The 12,034-nt window shown below is 62.5% G+C and carries 13 protein-coding genes; 4 read left to right on the top strand and 9 right to left on the bottom strand.

Going from position 1 to position 12,034, the window contains the following annotated elements; translation table 11 throughout:
• Nucleotides 1–3 precede the first annotated feature (3 nt).
• Nucleotides 4–1,218, top strand: a complete 1,215-nt coding sequence (locus NQV17_RS16685; protein WP_257773084.1) for a hypothetical protein — start codon at nucleotides 4–6, stop codon at nucleotides 1,216–1,218.
• A gap of 62 nt (nucleotides 1,219–1,280) precedes the next feature.
• Here the strand turns inward: NQV17_RS16685 and NQV17_RS16680 are convergent, their stop codons facing one another.
• The gene (locus NQV17_RS16680; RefSeq protein ID WP_257773083.1) at nucleotides 1,281–1,559 is read right to left on the bottom strand and encodes an HU family DNA-binding protein; all 279 of its coding nucleotides are present in this window, start codon (nucleotides 1,557–1,559) and stop codon (nucleotides 1,281–1,283) included.
• Nucleotides 1,560–1,937: 378 nt separating this feature from the next.
• On the opposite strand from NQV17_RS16680, the gene NQV17_RS16675 reads away from it, so the two are divergent.
• Nucleotides 1,938–2,129 (top strand): hypothetical protein, encoded by a 192-nt coding sequence (locus tag NQV17_RS16675; protein ID WP_257773082.1) that lies wholly within the window; start codon nucleotides 1,938–1,940, stop codon nucleotides 2,127–2,129.
• 545 nt (nucleotides 2,130–2,674) lie between these two features.
• Here NQV17_RS16675 and NQV17_RS16670 read toward each other — a convergent pair.
• From NQV17_RS16670 to NQV17_RS16635, 8 genes are all read right to left on the bottom strand, one after another.
• The gene (locus NQV17_RS16670; RefSeq protein ID WP_257773081.1) at nucleotides 2,675–3,253 is read right to left on the bottom strand and encodes a single-stranded DNA-binding protein; all 579 of its coding nucleotides are present in this window, start codon (nucleotides 3,251–3,253) and stop codon (nucleotides 2,675–2,677) included.
• Nucleotides 3,254–3,382: 129 nt separating this feature from the next.
• Entirely contained in the window at nucleotides 3,383–3,871 is a 489-nt protein-coding gene (locus tag NQV17_RS16665) for a hypothetical protein (protein ID WP_257773080.1), read from the bottom strand.
• A 16-nt stretch (nucleotides 3,872–3,887) separates the two neighbouring features.
• Nucleotides 3,888–4,949 (bottom strand): PFL_4669 family integrating conjugative element protein, encoded by a 1,062-nt coding sequence (locus tag NQV17_RS16660; RefSeq protein WP_257773079.1) that lies wholly within the window; start codon nucleotides 4,947–4,949, stop codon nucleotides 3,888–3,890.
• A gap of 134 nt (nucleotides 4,950–5,083) precedes the next feature.
• The gene (locus tag NQV17_RS16655; RefSeq protein ID WP_257773078.1) at nucleotides 5,084–6,718 is read right to left on the bottom strand and encodes a hypothetical protein; all 1,635 of its coding nucleotides are present in this window, start codon (nucleotides 6,716–6,718) and stop codon (nucleotides 5,084–5,086) included.
• Nucleotides 6,715–7,224, bottom strand: a complete 510-nt coding sequence (locus NQV17_RS16650; protein WP_257773077.1) for a hypothetical protein — start codon at nucleotides 7,222–7,224, stop codon at nucleotides 6,715–6,717. The genes NQV17_RS16655 and NQV17_RS16650 overlap by 4 nt, the downstream gene beginning before the upstream one ends.
• Complete coding sequence (locus tag NQV17_RS16645) at nucleotides 7,205–7,870, bottom strand: hypothetical protein (RefSeq protein ID WP_257773076.1); 666 nt, start codon at nucleotides 7,868–7,870, stop codon at nucleotides 7,205–7,207. The genes NQV17_RS16650 and NQV17_RS16645 overlap by 20 nt, the downstream gene beginning before the upstream one ends.
• Nucleotides 7,867–9,621: a ParB N-terminal domain-containing protein gene (locus NQV17_RS16640; protein ID WP_257773075.1), complete on the bottom strand. Its 1,755-nt coding sequence runs from the start codon at nucleotides 9,619–9,621 to the stop codon at nucleotides 7,867–7,869. The genes NQV17_RS16645 and NQV17_RS16640 overlap by 4 nt, the downstream gene beginning before the upstream one ends.
• Nucleotides 9,618–10,496 carry a ParA family protein gene (locus NQV17_RS16635; protein ID WP_257773074.1) on the bottom strand — a complete coding sequence of 293 codons (879 nt, stop codon included), beginning with the start codon at nucleotides 10,494–10,496 and terminating at the stop codon, nucleotides 9,618–9,620. The genes NQV17_RS16640 and NQV17_RS16635 overlap by 4 nt, the downstream gene beginning before the upstream one ends.
• Before the next feature lie 461 nt (nucleotides 10,497–10,957).
• Here NQV17_RS16635 and NQV17_RS16630 point away from each other — a divergent pair, with 461 nt between their 5' ends.
• Together NQV17_RS16630 and NQV17_RS16625 are read left to right on the top strand one after the other, a co-directional pair.
• Nucleotides 10,958–11,404 carry a helix-turn-helix domain-containing protein gene (locus tag NQV17_RS16630; protein WP_257773073.1) on the top strand — a complete coding sequence of 149 codons (447 nt, stop codon included), beginning with the start codon at nucleotides 10,958–10,960 and terminating at the stop codon, nucleotides 11,402–11,404.
• Nucleotides 11,405–11,531: 127 nt separating this feature from the next.
• Nucleotides 11,532–11,738, top strand: coding sequence for a hypothetical protein (locus NQV17_RS16625; RefSeq protein ID WP_257773072.1), 207 nt, complete (start codon nucleotides 11,532–11,534; stop codon nucleotides 11,736–11,738).
• Nucleotides 11,739–12,034 lie beyond the last annotated feature (296 nt).

The following is a 12,034-nucleotide window of genomic DNA, read 5'->3' as shown; positions in this document are numbered from 1 at the left end:
GCGATGTCACATAAGAACCCACATCGATGGACCTTCGCCGCCCGTTTTCGGCGTAACGCCTTCGGCTGGAAATCCGCCTTGCCGATCCAGCGCTTGAAGAAAGCCGTTGCCGAGATCCGGCAGGCGGCGCGCGCTGATGCCATCCTTGCTGCCGAAGGCGCGGTGCTGCTGCTGGAGAAAGTGTCTCCGGCACTGGAACAGGTCGACAGTTCTTCCGGTGCGATGGGCACCGCAGTCAACCGGGCAATCGATGCACTGGCTCCCCTGATTGCCGCCGCAAAAGTGGATTCCCCAATCAGAGAGGCGTGGCTGGAACGTCTCTTCGAAGCACTGCAGGAAGACCAGATACCATACATCGAGCACCTTGCCGATGCATGGGGCGAACTTTGCGCGACACCGGATATGGCCTCCGCATGGGCGGACAGGCTGCTGCCCATCACGGCGCATGTGATCGGCCCCCACGGCCAGGGTGGACATTTTGTCGGAACAACCGCGTGCATGAGTGCGCTTTACGTCGCGCAGCGGTTCGAGGAACTTCTTGCTCTGGTCGACTCGGCGCGCATGACATGGTGGGGGTACCGGCAATGGGGCGTAAAGGCGCTGGTAGCGCTCGGCCGGCCCGCGGACGCGCTACGTTACGCCGAGCAGTCGCGTGATGCCCATACGCCAGAAAGTGCCATCGCCCTCACATGTGAAACGATCCTGCTCGCCAGCGGCATGGCGGACGAAGCCTACCAGCGGTATGCGATCGCCGCTAACCGCTCGGGGACGTACCTCGCGACCTTCCGCGCAATCGTGAAAAAGTATCCCGGACTGTCGCAGACCACGATCCTCCAGGACCTCATCGAAAGCGAGCCGGGTTCGGAAGGCAAATGGTTTGCTGCCGCGAAGGACGCGGGACTCTTCGATCTCGCGACGTCGCTCATCCAGACCGGGCCGACCGATCCACGCACCCTGATACGGGCAGCACGTGAGTTTGCGCAGCGGCAGCCGGCGTTCGCGATGAGCTGCGGCCTGGCTGCGCTGCGCTGGATCGACGCCGGCGCCGGGTATGACATCACGGCGGCCGATGTGCTCGATGCCCATGCCGCGCTCACCGACGCGGCCCATGCGAACGGCACGTCCAGCGATGCGCTCAACGCCCGACTTAAGGAACAGTTCGGGCAGCATGCCGCTTCCGCATTTGTCGGCAAGGTGCTCGCGCCGTATATCCGGTAGCAACGCTCGGCGGAGCAACCGCCGCCTTTCAGGTAACCCCTTATGGGACCGCGCGCCTACCGTTAACCGCCGTTGACCGCGTCCTTGAACGCCTTGCCTGCCGTGAACTTTACGATCTTCGCCGCGGCGATGCTGATCTCCTCACCCGTCGCCGGATTGCGGCCGGTGCGCGCGGCACGCTTGCCCTGGGTGAACGAGCCAAAGCCGACCAGTTGCACCGTGTCGCCTTTCACAACCGCGTTCGTGATCGCGCCAATCACGGCATCAATCGCCTCGCCGGTGATGGATTTGCTCGAACCGGTAGCCGACGCCACCGCATCAATCAGTTCCTGTTTATTCATTAACCTCTTCCTCTTTCGGTAATCAAGACTGGCCGACAGTTTTCCTGCCGGGTATGTGGACGGCAACCGTCGAAAGCCAGCCCAGCAACCGTATCGCGAAGCCGGTACGCGCGCAAGCCTTGCTGGGCACCGGCGACACAGGTAGAGTCCAGAGATGCCGGTTGCCGCCGACAAGCCTTCGTGCAGTCCGCGTCATTGGAAGGACGAGAAACATGCGGGACCAGGCAATAGGCGATCCCCTCCCAGCCCCGGCTCCCGTCCGCGCCCTTGTATCACCCGGGCTGAGTCGCTCCAAGGGCGTCGCTCGATATTGAAAATCAGCAAACGACCGCCATATTGGGTCTTTCATCCGCTCCAGCCTATCAGACGGCACGTCACATGGATTACCGAGTTAGCTACGAGCACAGCCTGCAAAGCGATCCCGACCAATTCATTGTTCAGGTCCCGTCGCAACTTGTAGAAGGGATTCCGCCCAACATACCGCGTGCGCTGCTGCCCGAATACATTACGGAACTCATACTCCAGCGCTCACCGCGAATCGGACGCATTCGCAATCTTCGGGTTCTTTGAAACAAGACACCTCCTCATCCGGCGCGTATGCGGCGACAGAGAATCTTGCATGAACACCTGCCGACTCATGATGCGGGCCAACCCATTCAGTGACGTCTCACGACGAGCCGAAGATTTTCGCGACGTTCTCGCCCGCGGTTGAGCAAGAACACTTGTTACCGCGTCCCTTGACCCAGTCCAGGCGTTGTCGCTCGAACATCATCTGGAGCTCGCAACCATCGCCAGCAGGCATGAGAACGTCGACCTGATGATCTGCCTGCCGACTCAGACGTTCGCAAGCAACCTGATGCGCCATAGCAGTCCACCATGGCGGCAACAAATTTCAGCGGTAACTCGCATTGCGCAATCGGCATCGAAGGAACTCTCACGCGAAACTCGAACGAGCCAGCCACGAAAGCATGCAACGTAGGGGCCGCGGTGTGCGAGCGCCGCGCCTTCAAACACGAGGGCCCGTAACATGCGCTCTTCTTCGGCGTCCGGCCTGATCGGACAGGCGCCGTCACGCATCGTCCACTCGTCCGTTGGCACGCGAGCACCGCTGCGAGTCATTGGCCTTGCGCCCGCGCCGCCCGGCGCGAACGCCGGCTCGCGGCTTGCCCCGGGGATGCCGTGTCACCCTCCGGGTCCTCAGCAGGTGACTCTCCCTCCGAGGTCAACCCAGACGGATTCGATACGTCATCGGCCGAACCCTCCTGCTCGCCCCCGCCCTCGCTCAATGATGAGCCACCGGAAACTTCACCTTCGCGCGGCTGGCGCGGCCGATACACCACCTGTTCGATGCGCACGAGGTTCAGCGAGATGGACTCGGCGTCGATATGCGCGCCAGCGTCCGCCTCGTTGTCGCGATTGATCCAGGGGCTGACGTAGAAGTCGCCGCGGACGACGACACTTGCCCCGGTCCGGATATGCTGAAGCACGCGCTCTTTAAGGCGTTCGTTCCAGATGGTCACGTCGACCGGGAACGTCCGTCCGTCGCGCTGCTCCAGCGTGCCGTCCTCAAGCCGTCGGTAACTGGCGGACATCACGCGCAGTTCGACAATGCGGCGCGTGCCGCTGGCGGTGTTGACCTGTTTCATCGTTGGCGACGCCAGCACATTACCGACGAGTTCTGCATAGATTCCCATTCCCGACTCCGTTCATCAAGCATTGCCCCTGTTTATCGGACGCGCTGTCCACTCCTGCTTCTTTTATTCGGGTGCCCTGCGTCAACCCGATGTCCGCCAATCACACTCGAACGAAACTCCGCATCTGTCTCACGTCTCATCGCTGCGCCGAATTTTCACCGTGCCGTGCTCCAGGTACATCGCGAGCTGACTCGCCGCATACCGGAAGACCGACTCGAGTGCATTGAGCTCCTTGGCACGAATCTGGCACTGCTGCAGATACGTCCGTAGCGGCGCGGGAACGCGATTGAAACATTCCTTCACGCGCGGCCAGGCAACCGCATGTGGCTCACCGCGGATGAACCAATCGAGACGATGGCGCGTCGCGCCGCTCGCCAGTGCGATCCGTACGCAGCGGAGCGACACGTCGAGCCCGGTGGTCGCGCTCTCCAGCGCCAGCGTCTGCATTTCGGTCACCGTCTCCTCGAGCCAGTGCTCGTACGAACGCAGCAGCACGCGTATCCCGGCGTCGCCCGCGATCCGTGATACAGGTAGCGCCATCGCTGGCGCAGGGCTGCCGGCTCCCTTACCCTTAAAGGCCTTTGAACGTCGATCCAGATCCGAAGGTCGGTCAGTCATTGCCGCAGTCCTCGCATCATTGCACTAACGCGCCTGATGCAGCTTTCGCGACCGCGTCGTCCCCGGACAGCGGCACACTGTCGAGCAGCCGCAGTTCCGCATCCGACAGGCGGCTCACCCGCCGCCGGCTGTGACGTGGCTCACGCGTGCCGGTAAAGACGTCCCGGGGCAAGACACCGAGCAGCGAACGCGCCGCTTCAACGCGTTCGCGTGCGGCAGCATCCGCATTCGGCAGGAAGTCGACGCGCGAAAGCGGCAGCAGTTCGGCGCGCGTGAGCACGCGCTGGCAGTGCACCGCGAAATGGAACACGGAAAGGCACCGGTGCTTGGCCGAGCCGATGCGCCGGAAGCCTTCTGTCGACGACATCAGGTCGCGCAAGACTGCCGAACGCACGAGTCGCACCAGATAGTCGAGCTCGACGAGCAGCATGACGATCATGTAACCGTATGGCGAGCCAAACTCGAGCGAGACGTGTGCAGGTTCGCGCGATTGCAGCACCGAATACTCAAGGCCTTTTTCGCGCGCAGCCTCTAGCAACTGGCGGGCATGCTGCTGCTCGAGCTCGTTCGCGCGCCGAATACCGCCGATGCGATCCGCGATCTCAATGAGCTTCCAGTCCGCGTACGGATTGTCGTTGCCCGACAGCGCCCACAGCGCGCGCAGGGACGCGGCCACGCGGCGACCGCCTGCCATCGGATGGCCCTGCTCGCCTGGCGCGATCGATCGCCCAAGAAAGAGCCGCATCGCATCCCGAGTATGCAACCGCATGCGGTCCACGCCGTCGCTGCCGAGCTGGCCGATTCGGCTGATGGCCTGCGCCTCGTGCGGGCGTACCAGCGGATCGCTGCCCTGTCGCAACGCGTGCACCTCGCGTATGTGATTCAGCGCCTCCTCGCGTTCGAGAAGCAACTGATAGCGCCCGAACAGCGGATCAGCCGGATCAGGATCGCCCTCGGCAATGAGGTGCGCGAGAATCACTCGCTCTGCGTCGAGGTCATAGCCATCGGCAAACGGCGACGACGCAGAGCGTGCGAATGCGTCGGCAGATGGGTCGATAGCGCTGGGCGGTGGCTCCATGTCAGGCTCCTCAAAGATAGACTTTCAGCGACAACTAACGGCGTGCTCGTCGTGTTACCCGGGGTAACACGCGCGTAGTCGGCGGGCGACAGGCCGGGTTGCCGTTACCCCGGGTAACAGCAGCGCAATGGCAATCATGAGCTGGCATACGGGTGTAGCCGGCAAGCGTGACCAATACGGTCAGGCATGGGACCCGCCTGACTAATCAACTCACTCGACGATAGACGCGTCGGCCGATGTACCGTCCGTGTGCGAAGTGCATCGCGGATCGCCGCCAGATGCCGGCAGGCAGTCTCGCGCGTTGATGGCGGCAAGTCGCTGGCGTCGTGGGAGCTTGGCGAAGCCGCGTTCGCACCCTCGTGCTGCGTTGCCAGCTTCCGCGCCGCGCGTTCGAGATGCGCCCTGGTGGCGATAAAGTCTCCCGCGAGAAAGCGGCGCACGAGACCTGCGATGTACGCGACGGGCAGTTGCACCGGCTGGTGCCGGTGCCCTGCTGCCATTTCGTCCAGCAGCGTCTGCCTGTCCGCAGCAGGAATCCGTGCCAGGTGAGAGGCGATCAGTGCGCGGTCATTCTCGACCACCATCGCTGGCCAGACGAGCGCACCGACGCCGTCTGGGGCGAGCGGTTGCGAGAAAGGACGATCGATCCCCACTACAACCGGATTCGGCCGCTCGCTTGGCGAGATCGCCGGGCCGCCGGTCGTTGTAGTCTGGTATGTAATCCTTCCGTATACGCGCGCGTCTGCAACGCACGTTTCCCGCCATCGGTAATGGATCAAACCCGCCGACCGCAGGGGCGCCATGGGCATATTGACATTCAGTCGGACACTTCCGGTTGGCGACTTTGGGCGTTCGGTCGTCCGTGCGAATACCTGCGGCGTATGAGCTGCAGTGCTGCCCGGATAGCTGTTACCCGGGGTAACAGCCGACGGTGTCGCTGCGGCCGCACGCTTCTCTTCCTCGCGCAGACTCTGCGCGAGCAGGTGCTTGCGCGTCGCGAGCCGCTCGCGCATCTCACCACGCGACACAAGGCGTTCAAGCTGGCGCTTCAGTTCGCCCGCATTGAGCTGGGTGAACACGCGCCGGCCGGTGCACTGGCGCGTAAGCTCGCGAATCAGCCCCTGGCTCACGAGCCGCGCTCTCGCGTTCTCGAGCTTGCGCCGGTTCAGGCCCAGCGTCCGCTGCCATTCTCCGGCCGTGAGCGTGAACCAGGTACATTGCCGATCGGCCTCACGTCGCTGCAGCTGCACCATGCGTGAGAGCAGCAATGCCGCGTTCACGTTACCGACCAGGTCGACAAAAATGCGCCGGTACGCGACAGTCGGCCCAAGCAAGGCGTCGCCCGCGAACTGATCCATCCGCATCGCTTCGATCGACGATGGAAGCTGCGCGACCATTGGGCAAGTGAATTGAACTGCGTTCGAAATTGCGTCCACCTCCAGCCGGTAGTGCATACGCGCGGGTTGGCCACCGCGCCATTCCGTCAGCAGTTTCATGCTCCGCAGGCGTCGCCGCACATTTTCCTGCTCTTCACGCGACAGCCCCGTCTCCAGCAGCCAGTGTTCGCGCGTCTTGTGGACCCACCCGCCGTTGGCGTCCACATCACGCCCACGGCGTGTCCAGTACACGAGCTGCGAGAGCAGGAGCGCCTGCTTCGGATGTCCGGTGATGCGGGCGAGCCGTGTTCCGAAAGCAATGGGACGGTAGGGCCTCAGCATCGCCCACATCGCTTCGAATTCAGCAATATAGGGATGGCATCCGGGCATCATGATTCAACCTCCTCCAGCTGTTCGGGCTGGTCCGGATGGCTCGGATGGCTCGGATGGCTCGGATGTATGGGCGGCCAGACGATATGGGCCGTTCGTTCCTCCGCCTTGCGCTGAAGTAACGCGAGGACGGCCGGCCACAGGACGCGGAACTCGTCCGCCTGGAGCGTCTTTCGCCGTCTATGCACAATCAGGCCTTTCGATCGGAGTAGCCGCCGCGCGGCGCGCTGCTGCGGCTCAGTAAGCGCCAGTCTTCGTTCGAACTCATCGGGCTCGACCTGAAGCCAGGCGTGCTGGTGCCCTGCATCGCTTTCAAGCGTCGACAGTTCGGTGAGCATTGCGGCCGCAGCGAGGTCGCCGCAGATCTCGACGAAACAGCGGTCGATCGTGATCGGAACATCGAGCATCGAGAGAACCATTTCGGCCTCGGCAGGCGGCAGTCCGGGCGAATCGTCCCAGGTCTTTCCGGGTAGCAGATTGCCGTCCGGATCAAGTCGCATGTCGTACATAGTGAGGCTCCTGATGGGAAGAAGATGCGCGGCACGCTCCCGTGTCCGCGTTCAGTGCCGCGAAAAGCGTGGCGAGCGACCATTGGCCCTCACATCGCTTATGCAGCACCAGATAGCGCTCGCGCAAATCGACGATGTCGTTGAGCGTGCCCCACGCATCGAACAGCGTGTCTAATTCGGACGGCGAGAGTGCGCGTGGTTTCGTCGGCGCGGCGACGTTCAGTTCAGCCCGCAACTGCGCGATCGTTACGCGCGTGACCGTACGGAAAAACGCGCGGATCATCGGGATGCTCGCCTGCCTTTCTACAAACGCGCGCAACAGATCGTGATCGCGCCACTGCCGTTCGATCAGTTCGCAGCGACGCTGCAACGCGCCGGCATCCACGAAGACGCGCAATGCACCGGCGCTGAGCAGATCGCGCGCGAGCGCTGGCGAGCGGGCATCGCCGAGCACACGCCGAACTCCGTCTGGCAATCGGTCTATCCGTGACGTCGTATCGATCAAACCTGTTTCACATGAAACTTCGCGATCCTCCATACCTGCAACGGCGCGCCGATTTGTCGTGCAAGCGAAGGCAATGAGCTCGAGCAGCACGAAACGTTCGAGCGCCTCGCTTTCTAGACGCAGGAAGGCCCTGTCCATCATGGCCCCCCTCGCTGAAGCCGCTCGTAAGCACCGGGTTCGGGCCAGCGTGTCAGCGCAAACCGTTCGGGATAGACCGCGCGGAAGGCGCGCGCCACGCGAATGAGCTCAACCCACCACTGACCGATTGGGTGATCTGGATTGAGCATGACGTCGAACATCACGTCCATGCGGTCAGCGAGTAACGGCTCGCCGACGCTCGCGTCACAAGTATGGTTCCACGCCTCATCATCGCGAGCCATGTGCGCAAAGAGACTATCGGTGGGCACGCGGGTGAGGCCCGTTGCGGTGTTTTGCCGCGACAGGCAGACCAGCCACCACCAGCCGAGATACCGTGTGAGTGCAGCTTCATCACGATGCACGTCAGTGTCGGGCGAAGAGCGCGGCCTGCCCAGTGGTGGCGGCTCGATCATGAACCCGTACGGCAATCCAGGCGCATCACGCACGCACCCATCGAGACCGCAGCTCCGTGCGAAAGCGAACACAGTCTCCCGGAAGATCTCACCCTCCCGTGTCGGCGGCGCAGTTTGCGGAACGCGCATCCCGTCAATGTCACCAGCCATCAGCATGGACCCGTCATCCGGTGCCCGTTGCAGGCCATCCGGCGCTGCGCCCGTTTCGGAGGGCCGTCTCTCGATAGCAGTCGGGTTTGACACAGACCCGCTCGCGGCCTGCGCGGCGCGCGCCTCGTCACCAGCGCCCTGATCCGACGAGGCCGATGAACTCCGTGTTGCCGATGCGTTATTCGTTTCTGGAGCAGATGCGACGGATGAGGTTTCACGTCGCGCGACTGGTATGCCACCTACTTCAAGCAGCTCATCGGCTGCGGCATCCGGCATCCGCTCGAGCAGATGGCACATCCGGTCGAGCGCGCCGCGCGGCACGCCAAGCTCGCTCGCTAGGCGTAGTCGCAGTCCGTCCACCAACTGTGCAGCGTCGAATGGGACAGTCCTTTCCGGCGTGTGCTGCGCCACAATGCCGATATCGTCGAGACTGCAGCGGGCAGCAATGCCGGCCAGTTGCGGATCGATCACCCGCTCCTGCATCCAATGGTCGTCAAAACCAAGGCGTCGCGCCAGGCGCAGCAATATGCCAATGCCGGGCTGAATCACATCGACAAGCGCACGGCGACTCAGATACACCGTGGCCGGTCCGAGTGCCGACAGCCGGTCGACCGCGAACTGGAACAGCGCGAGCAGCACGTGACTCACGGGTGCCCCCTCCTGTTCGAGCAGCCGCGAGAACTCGCGCAGCGACAGCGTTTCGCCCCGCTCGGCTTCAAGATCCGCCTTGAGTGCGAGATAACCATTCGCCTTGTCCCAGAAGCACAGATCGGCGCGCTGGTCGTTCTCGCGGAGGTGAGCGGCCAGCAGCTTCGCCTCGCCGGGATACGGCACGTAGAAGAAGTCATAGTAGAGAAGGCGTTCGTCGCGCGTTTCGTCGTAAAGGGCCGTCGCCGCGGTCACGCGCGAATTGCCGCCCTTCGCTACCAAGTAGCGCGTCGCGCCCGGACGGCGGGTCACCGTCACGATCTGCTCGATGCCGTTGGTGCGGATCGACTCCTTGAGCTCCACGATGCGCTCATGCGACGCGCGACGTGGATTGCGTTCATAGGCCATCACATCGGTGATCTTGAGTCGGATAACCGACGTGAGCTGCGGATCTGGCGTGCGTGCGCCCGGCGGCAGCACGTCCAGGCGCTGCGCGGCGAGACGCTCACGTGCTGCACTGACCGGCTCTCCCGGCGCGCTCATGCAACTGCTCCCTGTCCACTGTCAGCAGGCGCCGCGCAGTCGATCGGGGGCCGCGGAGACCCCGCATAGACGTTCGCAAGCGACGGGAACAGTTCCCACGCAAGGCGATGCATGACGTTCCAGGCCGAATTGTCGAACTGCCGGCGGCGATCGAAGTCGTGCACGGGAACGCGCGCCGTCGCAGCCGCCGCGTACGCGGCGGCAGACGGAATGACCGTTCTGAGGGCCCTTACCTTCGGATGGCCAGTGAACCGCGCTCGCAATACAGCTGCAAGTGTCCGTGCATTAGTGGTGCGTTCATGCGCATTGATCAGTGTAAGCAAGTCGCCGGAACGGAATGACTCTCCGAAGTCGGCAAGCCGGTTCAGTTCGTCGAGCATGGCAATCGTGCCCGTGGCGAACTCGCCAGCGCTCAGCGCATCGGGTTTCACGGGGGACACCATCACGTCGGCCGCCATCGCCGCGGACTTTTGCAGTTCGCCGACCGCGCCTTGCGTGTCGATCAGCACAACGTCATAAGGCTCCATGAGCGGGCTGCGCATCGCCCGGCGCAGGATCATCAGGCGATCCTCACGGCGATTGAGCCACGCCTGTAGCGCAGCATCCGGCGTATCGGAATAGATCAGATCGAGATTCGAGAAAATCGTGCGACTGATACAGTCGGCCGACGGATTGCCACCTGAAGTCACGACGGCAGTCAGACCTTGCGATGAACGGTAATGGACGGGAAAGAACTTGCTTAGACTCGGCTGGACATCTGCATCGATCGCGAGAACCTTCAGGCCGAAGGCTGCGAGCAGGCCGCCAAGATTAGCGGCGACGGTCGTCTTACCGACGCCGCCTTTGGTGGAGACGAAGGAGATAACAACCGGCACGATGGGATATCCAGTACAGCGTCATCGCTTGAGTGGAAATTCAGTGAATGAAACAGAGGTTGCGCAGCTAAGTCGGGTCGTGAGACGGTCCGTGTTGATCGTGGGCCGCGTCCTCAGTGGTGTCCAATGCGGCCTCGCCACCGCCAGAGTGGGTTAGTTGCAAGGAGATCCATCTTTCATACTCGTCGACCGGGAAAAGACGACGGCGCCCCACACGAATTGATGGTGGCATCGGCAGCCCGAGCGTCAGGCGGTTACGTGCGGTCGCCGGTGCGATATGCAGCTCGTGCGCGATTTCTTCCAGCGTGTAGAAGCGCCTGCTAGCCACTTTTCCTCCATCACACGTCGAAGCATCGCCTGTCCACCAACAGCTCTTTTCGTCCAGGCACGTCGAAGCTTATCCGTTACTCGAACGTACCTATAATCAAGGTACGAAATCACTCTAGGAAGGTGAGAGAAACATGTCAAGCACCGCGGATCCCGGGGCGTATCATCAGCGCGTTGCGCAGGTGCGCGAGCATCTCAAACTTTCGCAGGACAAGATGGCCCGTCAGCTCGGGCTGTCTCTACGTGCCTATGCGAATTACGAGCGTGGCGAGCGCACGATCCCCGTCGAACTGCTGCGCGCGCTATACGAGCGGTTTTCGGTGGACCCCATATGGCTGCTGACGGGCGACGGTCACATGATTCTCGATCGTGATGTGCGGTACCGGCTTGATCAGAAAACACTGGACAGTGTGATGGAAGCCGTCGAGCGGGTCGAGCAACGCCTTCCAGTGCCCCTTGATGCAAGGAAGAAAGCGCGGCTCATTGGGCTGCTCTACGAGCAGTGTCAGCTACTGGGCGAGAGCGCCGACGAAATCCTCAAGGATTCGCGCATTGGTCGCCTGACGCGGCTGTCTCGCTGACGTCGACAACGCATAAAAATGTTGAACAGCGCGCAACGGCTACCCACGAGGGATTAATCTTCGGACTTACCGGTTTGCCGCAGGTGTCTATATCGGCAACATCGTGCATTCGTCGTGGAGATCGGTCATGGCACGACTGGAAGACCTGCAGGAAGAACTCGAACGGCTGGGTAGGGAGATCGAAGAAGAGATCCCGCGCACGCGTGGTAACCGTTCGCGCACTTCGGCGCCCTCGGATGAAACGCCCGTTAATATCCGACTCACCATTCCGCGAGACGTACATCGGCTGCAGATCAGCATCTCGATGGAGCAGTCCGTCGACGACGTGCAGTGATGATGCTTCGCGGTCCGCTCCCTCGTCTGTCGGATATGCGTGCCGACAGCGTCATCGTTCTTGGCTCCGGTCTTCCTAAGCGCAATCTCCGGCGTGAGTCCGACAGCCGAACGCGCGGCAGATATGGTCGCCGATCGCAGCAAGGCATGGTGAAAAGATGTTGCTGAATTGTTAGTCCTCACCGGCTCCGTTTTGGACTTAGCTTGCTCTCGCGTTTGAATGGCGAGGAGGTCGCCCGACGTATTGGACGCGCCGCGCGCCGCGCGGCGCCGGCATTTCAGCACCGTTCACATGCC

It is taken from the genome of Burkholderia sp. SCN-KJ (assembly GCF_024656005.1).
In the GTDB taxonomy this organism is placed as follows: domain Bacteria; phylum Pseudomonadota; class Gammaproteobacteria; order Burkholderiales; family Burkholderiaceae; genus Burkholderia.
The sequence above is the reverse complement of the archived record's forward strand: the minus strand, read 5'-3'. Positions and strand labels throughout refer to the sequence as shown.

Bases quoted from the DNA above. Each gene is read 5' to 3' on its own strand.
- NQV17_RS16685 (WP_257773084.1), top strand. From the start codon at position 4: ATGTCACATAAGAACCCACATCGATGGACCTTCGCCGCCCGTTTTCGG.
- NQV17_RS16680 (WP_257773083.1), bottom strand. From the start codon at position 1,559: ATGAATAAACAGGAACTGATTGATGCGGTGGCGTCGGCTACCGGTTCG.
- NQV17_RS16675 (WP_257773082.1), top strand. From the start codon at position 1,938: ATGGATTACCGAGTTAGCTACGAGCACAGCCTGCAAAGCGATCCCGAC.
- NQV17_RS16670 (WP_257773081.1), bottom strand. From the start codon at position 3,253: ATGGGAATCTATGCAGAACTCGTCGGTAATGTGCTGGCGTCGCCAACG.
- NQV17_RS16665 (WP_257773080.1), bottom strand. From the start codon at position 3,871: ATGACTGACCGACCTTCGGATCTGGATCGACGTTCAAAGGCCTTTAAG.
- NQV17_RS16660 (WP_257773079.1), bottom strand. From the start codon at position 4,949: ATGGAGCCACCGCCCAGCGCTATCGACCCATCTGCCGACGCATTCGCA.
- NQV17_RS16655 (WP_257773078.1), bottom strand. From the start codon at position 6,718: ATGATGCCCGGATGCCATCCCTATATTGCTGAATTCGAAGCGATGTGG.
- NQV17_RS16650 (WP_257773077.1), bottom strand. From the start codon at position 7,224: ATGTACGACATGCGACTTGATCCGGACGGCAATCTGCTACCCGGAAAG.
- NQV17_RS16645 (WP_257773076.1), bottom strand. From the start codon at position 7,870: ATGATGGACAGGGCCTTCCTGCGTCTAGAAAGCGAGGCGCTCGAACGT.
- NQV17_RS16640 (WP_257773075.1), bottom strand. From the start codon at position 9,621: ATGAGCGCGCCGGGAGAGCCGGTCAGTGCAGCACGTGAGCGTCTCGCC.
- NQV17_RS16630 (WP_257773073.1), top strand. From the start codon at position 10,958: ATGTCAAGCACCGCGGATCCCGGGGCGTATCATCAGCGCGTTGCGCAG.
- NQV17_RS16625 (WP_257773072.1), top strand. From the start codon at position 11,532: ATGGCACGACTGGAAGACCTGCAGGAAGAACTCGAACGGCTGGGTAGG.